Origin of the sequence: Sphingopyxis sp. LK2115 (genome assembly GCF_014595975.1) — a bacterium.
Classification (GTDB): Bacteria; Pseudomonadota; Alphaproteobacteria; order Sphingomonadales; family Sphingomonadaceae; genus Sphingopyxis.
This window is the reverse complement of record NZ_JABWGQ010000044.1, coordinates 126,868-142,592: the sequence shown is the minus strand read 5'-3', so window position 1 is coordinate 142,592 and position 15,725 is coordinate 126,868. Positions and strand designations below refer to the sequence as shown.

The following is a 15,725-nucleotide window of genomic DNA, read 5'->3' as shown; positions in this document are numbered from 1 at the left end:
ACCAATTTGCTGGAGCGAAACGCGATTTCCGGCGTTGCTATCCTGCACAGGCCGGGGCCGAGGGACGATGTTTCGCACGCCATGACGGCATTCGACGCCTTTTCGATCCGGCAAGCGCCCGATATTCCGCGAGCGACGGCGTGACCGGGGACGGCGGTGCAATAAGGCGGGGATGGCGTTCCCGAAAACTGTTCTTTCGGAAGCGCTGGATGACCGCGGGTGCGGTCGCCGCGCTGGTGGCGGGGACGTGGCTGGCGCGCGAGCCGATCGCCGACGAGTTCATCCGCGGCCAGCTCGAAAACCGCGGCGTGCCCGCGCAATATCGCATCGACGCGATCGGATTGCGCAGCGAACGGCTGTCGGACATCGTCATCGGCGACCCGGAACGGCCTGACCTCACCGCCAAAAAGGTCGAGGTCTTGCTCGGCTATGGCTTCACCGGCCCCTATGTATCGCAGATCCGCGCCGAAGGCGTGCGCCTCTATGGCCGTTTCGTCGATGGCCGCCTGTCGTTCGGCGCGCTCGACAGGTTCCGCGATCCCGAAAGCACCGATCCCTTTGCCTTGCCCGACCTCGCAGTGATGCTGCGCGATGCCCGCGCGCGCGTCGAAACGCCGTGGGGCGATGTCGGCGCCGCGTTGAACGGTTCGGGCAATTTGCGCGACAATTTCGCGGGCAAGCTTGCCCTCGTCGCCCCGGAGCTGGCCGTGGCGGGATGCAGCGCGCGCGGGGTCAGCTTTTACGGCGATCTGCGCGTGCGCGGCGTGCGTCCCGCCTTGGCGGGGCCGCTGCGCGGGCAGTCGCTGGCTTGCGATAATGGCGCGGTGCGAGCCGCGTCCGCCGAAGTCGCCGTCAACCTTACTTTGTCAGAGGATCTGCGCCAGTGGCGCGGCAGCGCGGACGCGGGCATCGCGTCGCTTGCAGCCGCGTCGCTGCGCGCCGACCGCCTTGGCGTGCTCGCGCGCTTCGATGGCGGCGCGGCGCAAACCAGAATCGAACTTGATGCGGCAATGGCGCGGCTACGCGGCGCCGATTTCACCGCCGATAGGGTGCGAATTGCGGCGGCGGGCAGCGTCGGCAGCGCGGCGCCGCGGTTCGACGGGACGATCGATTTTGCGCGTGCCAGCCTGAGCGCGGCGGCGCGGCGCGCAATCGTCGACAGTGCGCGCCGGGTCGAAGCGACGCCGCTCGGTCCGCTCGCGGCGAAAGCAGCGGCAGCCACGGCGCGCGCGCTGGCGAGCGTGAACGGCGGCGCCGGTTTCCAGTTCGCGGGCGAGGGGGCGTTGGCGCGCGTCGACCTGATCGCGCCGCGCCTGACGAGCACGAGCGGCGCGCGCTTCACCGGCAACGCCGAGAGCCGCATCGGCTATCTTTACGGCGCCGAACAGCCGACGTGGCTGGTGGCGGGCGAATGGAGTCTGGGTGGCGGCGACCTGCCCGCGGCGAGGCTCCGCCTTGACCGGCGCGCCGATGGAACGCTGCGCGGAGAGGCGCGATTCGCCGCCTATGAAGCCCGCTCCAGTCGGCTTGCGCTCGATCCGGTGCGTTTTTCAAGCCGCCCCGGCGGCGCGTTGCGCTTTGCCACCACGGCGTTGCTGTCGGGGCCGCTGGGCGATGGGCGGGTCGAAGGACTGCGTGTTCCGCTCGCCGGGGTGCTGAGCCCGACCGGTGCGTTCGCGCTCGACGGCGGATGCCGCCGCGTCGGCGCCGACCGGATCGCGGTCGGCGGCGTCCGGATTGCCGGGAGTGCGCTCGACCTGTGCAGCCAAGCAGGCGCGCCGCTGCTGAGCGTCGGGCCGGGCGGCGTGCGCGGCGCTGTTCGCGTGCCGCGCATCGCGCTCGCCGGAACCAGCGGCGAATCGCCGCTGCGAATCGCAAGCGGGCCCGCGACCATCGACCTGGCCACGCTGCGCTGGTCGCTGTCAGGTGCCGACGTCCGGCTGGGCGAGGGCGAGAGCGTGACGCGCTTCAGCGTCGAGCGGCTCACCGGACGCGCGTCGGGCCGGGGCATGGCGGGTGAGCTTGTCGGCGCGGCGGGCAAGATCGGCGCCGTTCCCCTTGACATGAGCGCGATCGCAGGCGCGTGGCGCTGGGCGGATGGCGCGCTGACATTGGAAGGCGGCCTCACGCTCACCGACGGTGCCGCGCCCGACGCCCGCTTCTATCCGCTCGTCAGCCGCGATGCCGTGCTGCGCTTTGCCGATGGCGCGATCGAGGCGACTGCGGGCTTTGCCGAACGGACGACCGGGACGAAAATCCTCGATACCGTTATCCGCCACCGCTTCGCTGACGGCAGCGGCGCGGCCGACCTGAAGGTGCGCGAATTGCGCTTCGACGATGCCTTCCAGCCCGACCAGCTCACCTATCTCGCCAAGGGTGTCATCGCCAACGTGCGGGGATCGGTCGTCGGCGACGGCCGGGTCGAATGGGACGCCGCGGGCGTCACCAGCAACGGCACCTTTGCGACCGCCGACGCCGACCTTGCCGCCGCCTTCGGCCCGGTAACGGGCCTGACCGCGACGCTCCGCTTCGACGACCTGATCGGCCTTCGCTCGGCGCCGGGGCAGATTGCGCGGATCGACGAAGTTAACCCCGGCATTCCGGTGCGTGAAGGGGAGATCGAGTATCGGCTGCTCGGCGACAATCGCGTGCGGATCGAAGGCGGGCGCTGGCCCTTTGCGGGTGGCGAACTGCTGCTCCATCCTGCGACGCTGAACTTTGCCGCCGACCAGCCGCGGCGGATGACCTTCGACGTGGTGGGGGTCGATGCGGCGGTGTTCCTCCAAAGCTTCGGGTTCGAGAATATCAATGCGACGGGCAAGTTCGACGGCACGCTGCCGGTCGAGTTCGACGGGCTGGGTGGACGGATCGTCGGCGGGCGTATCGATTCGCGCGACGGCGGCGGCACGCTCGCCTATGTCGGCGAACTGTCGAACCGCAACCTCGGCGTGATGGCCAATTTTGCCTTTGGCGCGCTGCGCAGCCTGAAATATGACGATCTGACAATCATTCTGAACGGGGACCTCGACGGCGAAATGGTGACCGATATCCGCTTTGGCGGCGTGGGGCAGGGCGCGGGCGCCACGCGCAATTTCCTGACCGATCAGATCGCGAAGCTGCCGTTCGTCTTCAACGTAAAGATCACCGCGCCCTTCCGCCAGTTGCTTACCTCGGCGAAAGGCTTTTACGACCCGTCGCTGCTGATCGAACAGAATCTGCCGGCGCTGATGCGTGCGCAGCAGGACGCCGAAGCCGCCGCGCGCGGCGCCGCCACCCCCGTTCAGCCCCCAGAAAGCGAGCCTGTGCAATGACGACGTCCAATATCGGAGCAAGGAGGCTGGCCATCACGGCGCGCTGTCTGGCGATAATGATCGCGATCCCGGCCCTTGCGGGCTGCGTTCAGATCGAAACGCCCGACAAGCCGATCGAAATCAACCTGAATATCAATATCCGTCAGGAAGTGGTGTACAGGCTTGATGGCGATGCCAAAAAGCTCATCGAGCAGAATAGCGAGATATTCTGATGACAGGGAAGCATATGATGCGTTTGAAAATGGACACACCGACCGGGCTGGCGCTGGCGGCTATTGCCGCGACGGCGGCGGTTGCGTTCGCCGTGCCGTCGGCGATGGCGCAGCGCGACCCGGCCTATGCCGCCGCGCGCGCCGCGGGACAGATCGGCGAGCAGCCCGACGGCTATCTGGGGTTCGTCACCGCGCCGACCCCGGCGATCCGCGCGCTGGTGCAGGACATCAACATCAAGCGCAAGGCCGCCTATACCGAGCGCGCCCAGGCGACGGGCAGCACCGTCGAGCAGTTCGCCTTCACCAGCGGCTGCAACCTGATCGCAAGCACCAAGCCGGGCGAGAAATATATGACGCCCGGCGGCGCGTGGAAAACGCGCGATGCGAGCCCGCCCGAGCGGGACGCGCGCTGTCCGTAAGCCATATGACGCATAACGGGGTCCTGCGGGGCCCTTCAGATGCCGCCGCGCCCCTAAACGCGGCGGCATTTTTGCGAGCGCAAGCACAAGCATTGACTTCACCGGGCGTCATTCCTAAACGGGCCGCGCCTTAGGGGTGTCCCGATTTTTCGGGCCTTTTTTCGCAGGCGGAATCGAAGTTTTCCGGTTTCGTTTCAGAAGGATGGCGAGGGAATGACGGGCAAGGGCAGCGATCCGGAACTTGGCTCGGAGGATTCGCGCCTGGTCTCGCTCGAAGAGCGGTTGGACCGGGCCGAGGCCGCAGCGGCGAAGCGGACCGCAGCGAACGCCGGGCCGGAATCCGATGCCAATTACCGGCTCGGCAACCGGGTGCTGGCCGAGCTGCTGGGCGGATTGATCGGCGGCGGCCTGTTCGGCTGGCTGATCGATCGGGTCGCGGGCACCGAACCCTGGGGGCTGTTGGGCATGTTGTGCATGGGGATCGTCGTGGCGTTCCGCAACATCATTCGCCTGACAACAACGCCCGGCAAATAGCGGGGCCCAAAGGATATTATTGGCGGGACGGCCGGGTGCGCCGCCCCGCATTGCGCGTGGAGTGAAGAGTGGCGGCGGAATCCGGCAAGATCGACCCGATGCACCAGTTCGAGGTGACCCCGCTCGGCGGCGGTTTCAACCTCGGCGGACAGGAGATTCTGTTCACCAACAGCGCGCTGTGGATGGTGGTTGCCGCGATCGCGCTCGGCCTGTTCATGTGGGGTGGCATGCGTCGTCAGCTTGTCCCCGGCCGCTGGCAGGTCGCGGTGGAAGGCTTCACCGGCTTCATTTCCAGCATGATGATGGCGAATATCGGCAGCGAAGGCCGCAAATATACGCCCTATGTCTTTTCGCTCTTCATGTTCATCCTCTTCTGCAACCTGCTTGGCATGTTGCCGCTGGGCGTGCTGGGGCTGCACCCCTTTACCGTCACCAGCCATATCGCGATCACCGGCGTTCTGGCGCTGATCAGCTTCGCGATCGTCCTTGTCGTCGGTTTCTGGCGTCATGGCCTGCATTTCTTCTCGCTCTTCGTGCCGCACGGCACGCCGCTGCCGATGATCCCGATCATCGCGCCGATCGAGTTCGTGTCGTTCATGGTCCGCCCGTTCAGCCTCGGCCTGCGCCTCTTTGTCGCGATGACCGCGGGCCATGTGCTGCTCAAGGTGTTGTCGGGCTTTGTCATCAACGGTTTCAATGCCGAAACGCTGTGGCTTGGCTCGATCGTGTCGGTGCTCAGCTTCACGCTGATGATCGGCATCAGCGCGCTCGAGCTGCTCGTCGCCGGCATCCAGGCCTATGTTTTCGCCCTGTTGACCTCGCTCTATATCAACGACGCGGTCAACCTTCACTAATCCCGTTTATAACAAACGTTTATACCAAGGAGTTACGATAATGGACGCAGAAGCAGCAAAGCTGATCGGTGCCGGTCTCGCGGCGATTGGCGCCGGCATGGCCGCCATCGGGGTGGGTAATGTGTTCGGCAGCTTCCTCGAAAGCGCGCTGCGCAACCCGGCTGCGGCCGACGGCCAGCAGGGCCGCCTGTTCATCGGCTTCGCCGCTGCCGAGCTTCTCGGCCTGCTGGCGTTCGTCGTTGCGATGATCCTGCTCTTCGTCGTCTGATTCCGGGCGATCGGTGATGCCGGTCCTGCGGGGTCGGCGTCGCCGGCAGCAGCTTTCCAAGATTTCAGGGTTCGCCTTTCATGCCCCAGATAGCCCAGCTCACCGCTGACAATTGGTATCTTGCTTCGCAGCTGTTCTGGCTGCTGGTCGTGTTCGCCGGCATTTATGTCGTGATCGGCCGCGGCATGCTGCCCAAGATCGAAGCGACGGTGGACGCTCGTGATCGCAAGGTCGCCGACGATCTGGCGGCGGCGAAAGCGGCACATGCCGCCGCCGATGCGCTGGAGGAACGCTATCGCCAGCAAGGCGAGGCAAGTCGCGGCGCCGCGCAGAAAGCGGTGACCGAAGCCAAGGACAAGGCCGCGAAGGACGCCGAGAAGCGTTTGGCCAAGGTCGATGCCGAACTCGCTGCCAAGCTGGCGGCGGCCGAGGCCGATGTCGCGGCGGCGCGCAGCTCGGCGATGGCCGAGATCGAAGCCGTGGCGGCCGAAGCGGCGGGTGACCTCGTCGCCAAGCTGTCGGGCGTAAAAATTGCCGCGGCGGATGCCAGGGCGGCGGTAAAGGCGGTTCTGAAATGACTGATTTGACGCTGATCCTTGCCGAAGGCGCGGCCGAACCGACGGCTTTCGGCCTTAACGCGACCGTCTGGGTCTCGATCGCGATGCTCGTATTTCTGGGCATCCTGGTCTGGAAGGGCGTGCCCGGCGCGATCGCGGCGATGCTCGACAAACGCATCGCCGACATTTCCAAGCAGCTGAACGAAGCCGAACAACTGCGCCTCGACGCCGAATCGCTCAAGGCCGAATATGAAGCGAAGCTCGCCGACGCGGCAAAGGAAGCCGAGGAGATGCGCGCCCGCGCCGACGCCGAGGCCGAGGCGCTCGTCGCCAAGGCGAAGGCCGACGCGACCGCGCTGATCGCGCGCCGCAAGCAGATGGCCGAGGAACGGATCGCCGCCGCCGAAGCCAATGCGCTCGCCGAAGTCCGCACCGCCGCCGCGAAGGCCGCAACCGAAGCCGCGGCGAAGCTGATCGCCGACAAGCATGACGCTGCCGCCGACAAGGCGCTGATCGACCAGGCGATCGCGAGCGTCGCCAAGGGGTGATCGCACCGGCATGGATGAAACAGGACGCCCGCGGATTTCCGCGGGCGTTTTGCCGTGCGGGTGGGTTCGCCGGGACGCCATGGCTGAAAGCGACCGGACGTGGTCATAGCGGCTCGCTTGCTTTTCGGGGAAGCGACAGGCAGGATTGCCCGCTTGCGGCTGGCCGGAGTTGAGAGGCGACTGTCGGTGTCCCCTCATCAAGCTTCGCCGGCCCGTGGCGGAGCAAGTCGCGCCACCCTCTGCCCTGAAGGGGAAGGGCTATGGCCGCCTCCCATCCCAACGCCGCCGTTCGAACGGATAATTGCCCCGTCGCGTCAGAACCGGATCATGATCCGCCGCGCCAGCGCGGGCGAGATGCTGTGCACCAGCTGGAGCATCTTCACCATGCCCACGTTCACCTCGCTTTTTCCGGTGCGGATGCCGTGGACGATTTCGGCGGCACAGGCGTGGGCGCTCATCTTCTTGCCGCCGCGGCCCGCGGTCATATTGGTGTCGACCACCGGCGGCAGCGCCTCGATCACGCGGACATTGCTGTCCTTCAGCAGGTGACGGATGGCCTGGGTGTAGCTGCGCAGCCCCGCCTTCGTCGCGCAATAGATCGCGCCGCCCGCGCGCGGCGCAATGGCAAGGCCCGACGTCACATTGACGATCGCCGCCTCATCCTGCGCGCGGAGCAGGGGGAGCAGGCGCGTGCAGAGCGCGATGGGGGCGTCGAGATTGGTGCGGACGCAATGTGCCGCGCTTTCGAGCGTTTCGGGCCTGCCGAGGTCGTAATCGCTGCCGACCCCGGCGTTGTTGACGAGCAGCGCGAGCGGCCTGTCGGCGACCCCCTGCACCACCGCGTCGACACCGTCTGCTGTCGACAGGTCGCCGGCGATCGTTCCGAAGCCGAGCGCGGCCATCGCCCGCAGCTTGTCGGGTGCCCTGCCGGTGACGATCACATCGGCGCCCGCGGCTTGCAGTTGCAGCGCGATCTCGCGGCCGATGCCGTCGCTGCCGCCGGTGACCAGCGCGAGTTTTCCACGTAATTTCATGCGACCCCTCCCATGCGCTTTTACGTCACGCACTATGGCGGCTCGCATCGCCTTCGCCTACATGCAAATCATGGTTCGCCCCAACGCTCCCGATCGGTTCAACGAAGAAAAGGCCACCTATGTCGTCCGCGGCGGCGGTGAAGAGGGCGACAGGCCCGACCTCGACCGCGGCGCCGAGGTGATCCGCAGCGTGGTGCGCAAATTGCCCGCGCGTCCGGGCGTATACCGGATGCTCGATGCGCGCGGCGACGTGCTCTATGTGGGAAAGGCGCGCGCGCTCAAGCATCGCGTGACCAACTATACGCAGGTCGCGCGGCTGCCGCAGCGGTTGCAACGCATGGTCGCGCAGACGCGCGCGATGGAGATCGTCACCACGACGAGCGAGGCCGAGGCGCTGTTGCTGGAAGCGCAGCTCATCAAGCGATACCGTCCGCCGTACAATGTGCTGCTGCGCGACGACAAGAGCTTTCCCTTCATCCTGCTGCGCACCGACCATGATTTTCCGCGCGTGCAGAAACACCGCGGCGCGCGGCGTGCCAAGGGGCGCTATTATGGCCCCTTCGCGAGCGCGGGGTCGGTCGGGCGGACGCTCAATGCCTTGCAAAAGACGTTTCTGCTGCGCAGCTGCACCGACAGCTTCTTCGCCAATCGCTCGCGTCCATGCCTGCTCTATCAGATCCGCCGTTGTTCGGCGCCGTGCGTCGACCGCATATCCAGGGCGGATTATGCCGCGTTGGTGAGCGACGCGCAGGACTTCCTCGAAGGACGGTCGACCGTGGTGCAGAAGCGCTTGGGCGAAGCCATGACGAAAGCCGCCGATGCGATGGATTTCGAGCAGGCGGCGGTGCTGCGCGACCGGCTGAAGGCGCTGACCTTCATCCAGGGCAGCCAGTCGGTCCACGCCGGCGGGCTGGGCGATGCCGACGTGTTCGCCCTGGCGGCGAAGGGCGGGCAGCTGTGCATCGCGGGCTTCTTTATCCGTGGCGGCCAGAATTGGGGGCATCGCAGCTTTTTTCCCGCGCATGTCGCGGGGGTGCCAGAGGAGGAGGTGATGGCGAGCTTCCTGGTGCAATTTTACGAGGGGGTGCCGCCGCCGAAGCTTATCCTCGTCGATCGCGAGCCGGAGGACGCTATGCTGCTCGCCGAGGCGCTGGGCGAGACGGCGGGGCGCAAGGTCGAGATCAGCGTGCCGCAGCGCGGCAACCGCAAGCGGCTGCTCGAACAGGCGGTGCGCAACGCGGGCGAGGAGCTTGACCGGCGGCTTGCCGAAAGCAGCAGCCAGGCGAAGCTGGGGCGCGAGCTTGCCGAGCTCCTGGACCTCGATGCGCCGCCGCAGCGCATCGAGATTTACGACAACAGCCATATCCAGGGGACCAACGCGCTGGGCGCGATGGTCGTCGCGGGACCGGACGGCTGGATCAAGGGCGCCTATCGCAAGTTCAACATCAAACGCGCCGAAACGCAGCCGGGCGATGATTTCGCGATGATGCGCGAGGTGTTCCGGCGCCGTTTCGCGCGCGCGATCGAGGAGGATCCAGAGCGGACCAGGGGCGAATGGCCCGACCTGGTGCTGATCGACGGCGGCAAGGGGCAGGTGTCGGCGGCGGGCGCGGTGCTTGCCGAACTGGGTATCGACGATATTCCCTATGTCGGCGTCGCCAAGGGGCCCGACCGCAATGCCGGGCGCGAAACCTTCTATTTGCCCGATGGACGCGAATTCACGCTGCCGACGAACAATGCGGTGCTTTTCTATATCCAGCGGCTGCGCGACGAGGCGCACCGTTTCGCGATCGGCGCGCACCGCGCGAAGCGCGCGAAGACGATGGGAAGTTCGCCGCTCGACGAGGTTCCGGGCATCGGTCCGGCGCGCAAGAAGGCGCTGTTGATGCATTTCGGCACCGCGCGCGCGATCAAGGGGGCAAGCCTGGAGGATTTGCAGAAGGCGCCGGGGGTGAGCGCTGCCGTGGCGCAGGCCGTGTATGATTTCTACAATCCGGGGGGTTGAGCATTGTTCATCGTCATCCCGGCGAATGCCGGAATCTCACCCTGTCGTGCGGACGCAGCGGCGCGACGCCGACCTTTACCGAGTTGATCGAACAGGAGAATCCATATGAACTTCGCCGCCACCATGCCGCTTGCGGGCACGCTCGGCGTGACGATCGACGAGGCCAGCAAGGATCGCGTCGCGGGAAAGCTTCCCGTGCGCCCCGAAATCTGCACCGCAGGGCATATCGTGCACGGGGGCGCGATCATGGCCTTTGCCGATTGTCTCGGCGCGGTCGGTGCTTTCATGGCCTTGCCTGATGGTGCCAGCGGCACGACGACGATCGAGAGCAAGACCAGTTTTCTCGGCGGCGGGCCGGTGGGCGCGGTGCTGGTCGGTGAAGCAACTCCGGTAAAGATCGGCAAGCGCCTGTCGGTGTGGCAGACGCGCATTCGCACCGAAGAGGGCGCCGACGTCGCACTGGTGACGCAGACGCAGCTGGTGCTTTGGCCAGCCTGAGCGCCGATGCCATCGTTTGCGCCGTGCGCGCGCATGGCGAGCATGGCGCGATCCTGCGCGCGCTGACGCACGATGCGGGGCTGGTCGCAGGCTATGTTCGCGGCGGGCGGTCGCGGCGGCTGCGGCCGATACTGGTGCCGGGCAATCGCGTCGCGCTGGAGCTGCGTTCGCGCACCGAGGCGCAGCTTGGCGGCGCGACCGTGGAACTGCTGGAAAGCCGCGCGCCCTTGCTTGCCGAACCGCTGGCGGCGGCGGCGATCGACTGGGTGACCAGCCTGACCGCGGCGACCTTGCCCGAAGGACAGCCCTATCCCGCGCTTTACACGGTGCTGTCGGCGGTGCTGGAGGCGATTGGCGTTGCACCCTCGGCGCGCCAATGGGCGCTCGCACTTGGCCGTTACGAGCTGCTGTTGCTCGCCGAACTGGGGTTCGGGCTGGAAAGCAGGCCGATGGTGGCGGCCGGTTCCTCCATGGCCGACGTGCTCCATCTCCTGTCGGTCACCGGCTATTTCATCGACCGCGATCTGCTCGACGGACGCAACCGGGCCTTGGCAGGCGTAAGGCAAAGATTGACCGACCGGCTGGGCAGGGCGGTTGCGTGAACCGATGCCGCTGTCTAAGCGGCGGGCGAGATACGAAAGGGTGACGCGTTGAAAATCCTGCTGCTGGCTGGCGACGGTATCGGTCCGGAAATCATGGCGGAGGCCGAGAAGCTGCTCGCCGCGCTTGAACTGCCGGTGACGCTCGACCGCGCGCTTGTCGGCGGCGCGGCCTATGCGGCGAACGGCCACCCGTTGCCCGCGGAAACGCTGGCCAGGGCGAAGGACGCCGATGCGATATTGTTCGGCGCGGTCGGCGATCCGCGCTTTGATGCGGTCGAACGGCATTTGCGGCCGGAGCAGGCGATCCTGGGTTTGCGGGCCGAGCTGGGCCTGTTCGCCAACCTTCGCCCGGCCAAGCTGTTCGCGGGTCTGGAAGACAGCTCGGCGCTGCGCCCCGAAGTCGCCTCGGCGATCGACCTCCTCATCGTCCGCGAACTCAATGGCGATGTCTATTTCGGCGAGAAAGGCACGCGCACGACGGCCAGCGGCGAGCGCGAAGGTTATGACGTCATGTCATACAGCGAAAGCGAGGTGCGGCGCATCGCGCATGTCGCGTTCAGGGCCGCGCGAGGACGGAAGAAACGGCTTTGCTCGGTCGACAAGGCGAATGTGCTTGAAACCTCTCAGCTGTGGCGCGACGTGATGGTCGAGGTGGCCGCCGACTATCCCGACGTCGCGCTGACCCACATGTATGTCGACAATGCCGCGATGCAGCTGGTGCGCAATCCGGGGCAGTTCGACGTCGTCGTCACCGGCAATCTGTTCGGCGACATCCTGTCCGATCAGGCGTCGATGTGCGTCGGTTCGATCGGGCTGCTCGCGTCGGCGTCGCTGGGCGCGGGGACGCGGGGACTGTACGAGCCGATCCACGGCAGCGCCCCCGACATCGCGGGCAAGGGCATCGCCAACCCGCTTGCGATGATATTGTCGCTCGCGATGCTGCTGCGCCATTCGGGCGGCGACGAGGCCAATGCGGCGCGGATCGAGGCGGCGGTGGCGCGCGTGCTCGCCGACGGCTGCCGCGGCGCCGACCTGGGCGGGACGATGGGCACGGCGGCATTGGGCGATGCCGTTGTGGCGGCTTTGAATGGACAGGGCAGATGAAGAAAAACACGGGTCTCGACCGCAGCAAGACGAAGAACTGGCATCCCGCGACGCAGGCGGTGCGCGGCGGGACGTGGCGCAGCGAGCATGGCGAGACGTCGGAGGCGCTCTTCCTGACCTCGGGCTATACCTATGACAGCGCCGAAGAGGTCGCCGCGCGCTTTGCGGGCGAGGCGCAGGGCATGACCTATTCGCGGCTCCAGAACCCGACCGTTGCGATGCTGGAAGAACGCATTGCGTTGATGGAGGGGGCCGAGGCCTGCCGGACGCAGGCGACCGGCATGGCGGCGATGACCGCCGCGCTGCTCTGTCAATTGTCGGCGGGCGACCATATCGTCGCGGCCAAGGCGGCGTTCGGATCGTGCCGCTGGCTGATCGACCATCTCTGTCCGCGCTTCGGCATCGAAACCAGCGTCGTCGACGGCCGCGACAATGATGCGTGGGAACGCGCGATCAGGGCGAACACCAGGGTATTCTTCTTTGAAACCCCGGCCAATCCCACGATGGACATCGTCGATATGCGGCATGTGTGCGCGCTGGCCAGGGCGCATGGCATCACCACCGTGGTCGATAATGCCTTTGCGACAAGCGCGCTTCAGCGGCCGATGGATTTCGGCGCCGATGTGGTCGCCTATTCGGCGACCAAGTTGATGGAGGGGCAGGGGCGCGTGCTCGCGGGCGCGGTGTGCGGATCCGACAAGTTCATCAACGAGCTGCTGTTACCCTTTCAGCGCAACACCGGGCCGAATCTGTCGCCCTTCAATGCGTGGGTCGTGCTGAAGGGGCTGGAGACGCTCGACCTGCGTGCGCGGCGCCAGTCGGAAAATGCGCTTGCCGTCGGCAAGTTCGTCGAGAGCCGCGTGCCGCATATTCTTCACCCTGGGTTGCCCAGCCACCCGCAGCATAATCTGGCGAAAAGCCAGATGGCCGATTGCGGGCCGATCTTTTCCTTCATCCTCGACGGGCGCGAACAGGCGATGGCGTTGCTTAACGCGCTCGAACTCGTCGATATTTCGAACAATATCGGCGATTCGCGCAGCCTTTGCTGCCACCCGGCATCAACCACGCATTATGGGATCAGCGCCGAAGCGCGCGCCGATATGGGCGTGGTCGAAGGAATGCTGCGCATCAACATCGGGCTGGAAGACCCGCGCGACATCATCGCCGATCTGGACCAGGCATTGACCCAGGCCGGGCTTTAGGGGAATCTGGCGCCGCGATGATCGACTCCTTTTTCCCCTTTTCGGCGACGACCGGACCGGTCACCGTGCGTGTGGCGGTAAGCTATCTGCCCGAACAGTCGCACCCGGCGCTCGGCCGCTGGTTCTGGGCCTATCACGTCCGCGTCGAAAATCACGGCGACAGTGCGGTGCAGTTGCTTTCGCGCCACTGGCGGATCAGCGATGCGCGCGGGCAGGTGAGCGAGGTCGAGGGTGAGGGCGTCGTCGGCGAACAGCCGCTGATCGGCGCGGGCGGCGCCTATGACTATGTCTCCGGCTGTCCGCTGCCGACCCCCGAAGGGTCGATGGTCGGCAGCTATACAATGGAAATGAGCGACGGTTCGCAGATGCTCGTCGCGATCCCGCATTTCCCGCTGGTGGCGCCCGCGACCGCATCATGAAACGCACGCACCTGCCCCTCAACGCGCTCCGCGTCTTCGATGCCGCTGCCCGGCATTTAAGCTTCACGCGCGCCGCCGACGAACTGGCGGTGACGCCCGCGGCGGTGGGGCAACAGATTCGCGCGCTGGAAGATATGCTGGGCGTCGTGCTGTTCCGCCGCACGCCCAAGGGGCTGGAACTGACGGGCGAGGCGCAGGCGGGGCTTGATGCGCTGCGGCAGGGTTTTTTGCAGTTCGAGGAATCGGTGCGCGCGATGCAGGCGGGGCAATCGTCGCAATCGCTGACGATCGCCGCGCCGCGCGACCTGACTGCAAAATGGCTCGCACCGCGGCTTGCACGCTACAGCCAGCAGGCGCCCGACGTGCGCTTTACGCTCGTTTCGGCCGACACGGGGATCGATTTCACCGAAGCGAACCTCGACCTGGCGATCTTCTGGACCGACAGTGCGGGCGAGCATGAGGGCGTGGCGTTGTCGGAACCGCTGATGGTCACCGTCGCGGGGCCTGGCGCAGGCAGCGACACGCGTATTGCCTGGCCCGGCTGTCCGGTCGCCGACGGCGAGCCGGCGCTGCGACTGGGCGACGCGGGGCTGGCGATCGATGCGGCGGCGAACGGGCTGGGCCAGGCCAATGTTCCCGCGATGCTGGCCGAGGCCGACATCGCCGCGGGCCGCGTGCGACAGGTGGGTGATCCGGTAGAGGTCAAGCGCGGTTACTGGCTCGTCGCGCCGACGCCGCAATGGCGGCAAGCGAAGGTCAAGGCGCTGGTCGCGGCGTTGACGGCTTAGCTTTGCTATCGCCCCTGTGGAGGCGACGCGCTGGATCGGTTCGCCGCCAGCACAAGCAGCCGCGTGACCAGATCGACCAGCGTTTCGGTGGCGACCGGCGCGTCGGGATTGTTCCAGCTTGCGGTGACAACGACCCATTTGCCGTCCGATTTGCGTTGCCCCAGCAGGCTCATCGAAATCACCCCCAGTTCGGACCCACCCTTGTAGCCGAGCCAGGACCAGTCCTTGACCGCTCCGGGGTTGACGCCCGGATTGATGGCCATCGCCGCCATGGCTGCCGGCGATTGTCGGTTGCGCAGGTCGATCATCACCCTGGCGACGTCATTGGGGCTGGCAAACCATTCGAGCCTGTCGATAAAGCGCGGTCCCCCGGTAAAGCTGACGCCGTCGACATTGGCGAGGGTCAGTCGATCGCGATTGGCATCGAGCAGCCGACGCTGCGCCGCGTCCTCGCTCGCAACGAACGCTTCACGTTCGGCGGCAAAATTATTGCCCTTGAGCGCGAAGGCTTCGACCGTGGTCAGGAAGGGGATGTTGCGCGACGGGTCGCTATGCCCCGCGGCGCGCATTCGCGCTTCGATCCTGTCGCGGCCGAGCAGGTGGATCAGCGTATCGGCCGCGCTGTTGTCGCTGACCGAAATCATCCAGTTGGCCAGGCTTTGCAGCGTCACCGGCGTATCCGTGGGCCAGTTTGCGGTGTCCGCCGACGAAAAGCTGGGGTGCGACAACGGCACGACGTCCGACCATTGACGCTCACCCGCCGTGACCTGGGCCGCCAGTTCGTCGAGAATATAGAGCTTGAACGTTGAACCGACGGCAAATTGCCGGTCGGCATTTGCCGAGGCGAGCGGGCGGATGCTGTCGCCGTCGAGTTCGGCGACGAGGAAGCCCGCCATTCCGGGGAGTGCGGCCATTTCCGCGGCCACCTTGTCGAAGCTGTCGTTCGCCATCTGAAAGCCGGTCAGGCGCAGGCCGATCACGCGCGCATCGGCGGCTGCGCCGACGTCGAGCCGAACCGCGGCGACGCCTTTTTCAAAACGCAGCGACAGCGACCCCGATCGGCCGTCGCTCGACGCCGCGTTTTCGACCGCGATCGGCCGACCATATTGGGCGATCAGGCCGGCGGTCGTCGCCTTGAACTGCGCTTCGGGCAGTGCGGCCTGAAAGGCCGGGTCGAAATAGTCGGCAAAGGCGATTTCGCCGTTGAGCAGCGCGACAAGCTGCGCCGCGCGTCGCTCGAACGCGGTCGAAGTCTGACTTTCGGGTGACTGCGCCGCGACGGTTGCGACCGGAAGCGACAGGGCGAGCAGGAGCGCGCCGAGGACGGACTTGCGGATCATTAATGTCCCCTGGATCAATGAACCGGCACG

17 protein-coding genes are annotated in these 15,725 nt (G+C 66.4%); 15 read left to right on the top strand and 2 right to left on the bottom strand.

Features of this window, described 5'->3' with window-relative positions; translation table 11 throughout:
• The first annotated feature begins 209 nt into the window (after positions 1–209).
• The 8 genes from HUW43_RS09360 to HUW43_RS09325 all read left to right on the top strand — a co-directional run bounded on the left by HUW43_RS09360 (position 210) and on the right by HUW43_RS09325 (position 6,703).
• Complete coding sequence (locus HUW43_RS09360; RefSeq protein WP_223181407.1) at positions 210–3,311, top strand: YdbH domain-containing protein; 3,102 nt, start codon at positions 210–212, stop codon at positions 3,309–3,311.
• Complete coding sequence (locus HUW43_RS09355) at positions 3,308–3,523, top strand: YnbE family lipoprotein (RefSeq protein WP_223181406.1); 216 nt, start codon at positions 3,308–3,310, stop codon at positions 3,521–3,523. Before HUW43_RS09360 ends, HUW43_RS09355 begins: the two co-directional genes overlap by 4 nt.
• 14 nt (positions 3,524–3,537) lie before the next feature.
• On the top strand, positions 3,538–3,942 hold the full coding sequence (locus tag HUW43_RS09350) for a YdbL family protein (RefSeq protein WP_188237149.1): 405 nt from the start codon (positions 3,538–3,540) through the stop codon (positions 3,940–3,942).
• A 213-nt stretch (positions 3,943–4,155) separates the two neighbouring features.
• On the top strand, positions 4,156–4,476 hold the full coding sequence (locus HUW43_RS09345) for an AtpZ/AtpI family protein (protein ID WP_188237148.1): 321 nt from the start codon (positions 4,156–4,158) through the stop codon (positions 4,474–4,476).
• A gap of 68 nt (positions 4,477–4,544) precedes the next feature.
• On the top strand, positions 4,545–5,330 hold the full coding sequence (locus HUW43_RS09340; protein ID WP_188237147.1) for a F0F1 ATP synthase subunit A: 786 nt from the start codon (positions 4,545–4,547) through the stop codon (positions 5,328–5,330).
• Positions 5,331–5,370: 40 nt separating this feature from the next.
• Positions 5,371–5,598, top strand: coding sequence for a F0F1 ATP synthase subunit C (locus tag HUW43_RS09335; protein ID WP_003044110.1), 228 nt, complete (start codon positions 5,371–5,373; stop codon positions 5,596–5,598).
• Positions 5,599–5,678: 80 nt separating this feature from the next.
• Positions 5,679–6,176 carry an ATPase gene (locus HUW43_RS09330; protein WP_188237146.1) on the top strand — a complete coding sequence of 166 codons (498 nt, stop codon included), beginning with the start codon at positions 5,679–5,681 and terminating at the stop codon, positions 6,174–6,176.
• Positions 6,173–6,703 (top strand): F0F1 ATP synthase subunit B, encoded by a 531-nt coding sequence (locus HUW43_RS09325; protein ID WP_188237145.1) that lies wholly within the window; start codon positions 6,173–6,175, stop codon positions 6,701–6,703. The genes HUW43_RS09330 and HUW43_RS09325 overlap by 4 nt, the downstream gene beginning before the upstream one ends.
• Positions 6,704–7,017: 314 nt before the next feature.
• Here HUW43_RS09325 and HUW43_RS09320 read toward each other — a convergent pair whose 3' ends face one another.
• A complete protein-coding gene (locus HUW43_RS09320; RefSeq protein WP_188237144.1) occupies positions 7,018–7,737 on the bottom strand; it encodes an SDR family oxidoreductase in 720 nt (239 codons plus the stop codon).
• 70 nt (positions 7,738–7,807) lie between these two features.
• Here HUW43_RS09320 and uvrC point away from each other — a divergent pair, with 70 nt between their 5' ends.
• From uvrC to HUW43_RS09285, 7 genes are all read left to right on the top strand, one after another.
• Entirely contained in the window at positions 7,808–9,742 is a 1,935-nt protein-coding gene (gene uvrC / locus HUW43_RS09315) for an excinuclease ABC subunit UvrC (RefSeq protein ID WP_188237143.1), read from the top strand.
• A 105-nt stretch (positions 9,743–9,847) separates the two neighbouring features.
• Positions 9,848–10,240 (top strand): PaaI family thioesterase, encoded by a 393-nt coding sequence (locus tag HUW43_RS09310; RefSeq protein WP_188237142.1) that lies wholly within the window; start codon positions 9,848–9,850, stop codon positions 10,238–10,240.
• A complete protein-coding gene (recO, locus tag HUW43_RS09305; protein ID WP_188237141.1) occupies positions 10,228–10,842 on the top strand; it encodes a DNA repair protein RecO in 615 nt (204 codons plus the stop codon). The genes HUW43_RS09310 and recO overlap by 13 nt, the downstream gene beginning before the upstream one ends.
• Before the next feature lie 48 nt (positions 10,843–10,890).
• Positions 10,891–11,946 carry a 3-isopropylmalate dehydrogenase gene (leuB, locus tag HUW43_RS09300; RefSeq protein ID WP_188237140.1) on the top strand — a complete coding sequence of 352 codons (1,056 nt, stop codon included), beginning with the start codon at positions 10,891–10,893 and terminating at the stop codon, positions 11,944–11,946.
• Positions 11,943–13,148 carry a trans-sulfuration enzyme family protein gene (locus HUW43_RS09295; protein WP_188237139.1) on the top strand — a complete coding sequence of 402 codons (1,206 nt, stop codon included), beginning with the start codon at positions 11,943–11,945 and terminating at the stop codon, positions 13,146–13,148. The genes leuB and HUW43_RS09295 overlap by 4 nt, the downstream gene beginning before the upstream one ends.
• A gap of 17 nt (positions 13,149–13,165) precedes the next feature.
• On the top strand, positions 13,166–13,567 hold the full coding sequence (gene apaG / locus HUW43_RS09290; protein WP_011541389.1) for a Co2+/Mg2+ efflux protein ApaG: 402 nt from the start codon (positions 13,166–13,168) through the stop codon (positions 13,565–13,567).
• Positions 13,564–14,355: a LysR family transcriptional regulator gene (locus HUW43_RS09285; RefSeq protein WP_188237138.1), complete on the top strand. Its 792-nt coding sequence runs from the start codon at positions 13,564–13,566 to the stop codon at positions 14,353–14,355. Before apaG ends, HUW43_RS09285 begins: the two co-directional genes overlap by 4 nt.
• Before the next feature lie 5 nt (positions 14,356–14,360).
• Here HUW43_RS09285 and HUW43_RS09280 read toward each other — a convergent pair whose 3' ends face one another.
• The gene (locus HUW43_RS09280) at positions 14,361–15,695 is read right to left on the bottom strand and encodes a serine hydrolase (RefSeq protein WP_188237137.1); all 1,335 of its coding nucleotides are present in this window, start codon (positions 15,693–15,695) and stop codon (positions 14,361–14,363) included.
• Positions 15,696–15,725: the final 30 nt, after the last annotated feature.

What these genes read in the sequence shown, in the direction of transcription:
- HUW43_RS09350 (WP_188237149.1), top strand. Translation starts at nt 3,538, where the DNA reads ATGATGCGTTTGAAAATGGACACACCGACCGGGCTGGCGCTGGCGGCT.
- apaG (WP_011541389.1), top strand. Translation starts at nt 13,166, where the DNA reads ATGATCGACTCCTTTTTCCCCTTTTCGGCGACGACCGGACCGGTCACC.
- HUW43_RS09330 (WP_188237146.1), top strand. Translation starts at nt 5,679, where the DNA reads ATGCCCCAGATAGCCCAGCTCACCGCTGACAATTGGTATCTTGCTTCG.
- HUW43_RS09345 (WP_188237148.1), top strand. Translation starts at nt 4,156, where the DNA reads ATGACGGGCAAGGGCAGCGATCCGGAACTTGGCTCGGAGGATTCGCGC.
- HUW43_RS09325 (WP_188237145.1), top strand. Translation starts at nt 6,173, where the DNA reads ATGACTGATTTGACGCTGATCCTTGCCGAAGGCGCGGCCGAACCGACG.
- HUW43_RS09320 (WP_188237144.1), bottom strand. Translation starts at nt 7,737, where the DNA reads ATGAAATTACGTGGAAAACTCGCGCTGGTCACCGGCGGCAGCGACGGC.
- HUW43_RS09295 (WP_188237139.1), top strand. Translation starts at nt 11,943, where the DNA reads ATGAAGAAAAACACGGGTCTCGACCGCAGCAAGACGAAGAACTGGCAT.
- uvrC (WP_188237143.1), top strand. Translation starts at nt 7,808, where the DNA reads ATGGTTCGCCCCAACGCTCCCGATCGGTTCAACGAAGAAAAGGCCACC.
- HUW43_RS09360 (WP_223181407.1), top strand. Translation starts at nt 210, where the DNA reads ATGACCGCGGGTGCGGTCGCCGCGCTGGTGGCGGGGACGTGGCTGGCG.
- HUW43_RS09355 (WP_223181406.1), top strand. Translation starts at nt 3,308, where the DNA reads ATGACGACGTCCAATATCGGAGCAAGGAGGCTGGCCATCACGGCGCGC.
- HUW43_RS09335 (WP_003044110.1), top strand. Translation starts at nt 5,371, where the DNA reads ATGGACGCAGAAGCAGCAAAGCTGATCGGTGCCGGTCTCGCGGCGATT.
- HUW43_RS09280 (WP_188237137.1), bottom strand. Translation starts at nt 15,695, where the DNA reads ATGATCCGCAAGTCCGTCCTCGGCGCGCTCCTGCTCGCCCTGTCGCTT.
- HUW43_RS09285 (WP_188237138.1), top strand. Translation starts at nt 13,564, where the DNA reads ATGAAACGCACGCACCTGCCCCTCAACGCGCTCCGCGTCTTCGATGCC.
- HUW43_RS09310 (WP_188237142.1), top strand. Translation starts at nt 9,848, where the DNA reads ATGAACTTCGCCGCCACCATGCCGCTTGCGGGCACGCTCGGCGTGACG.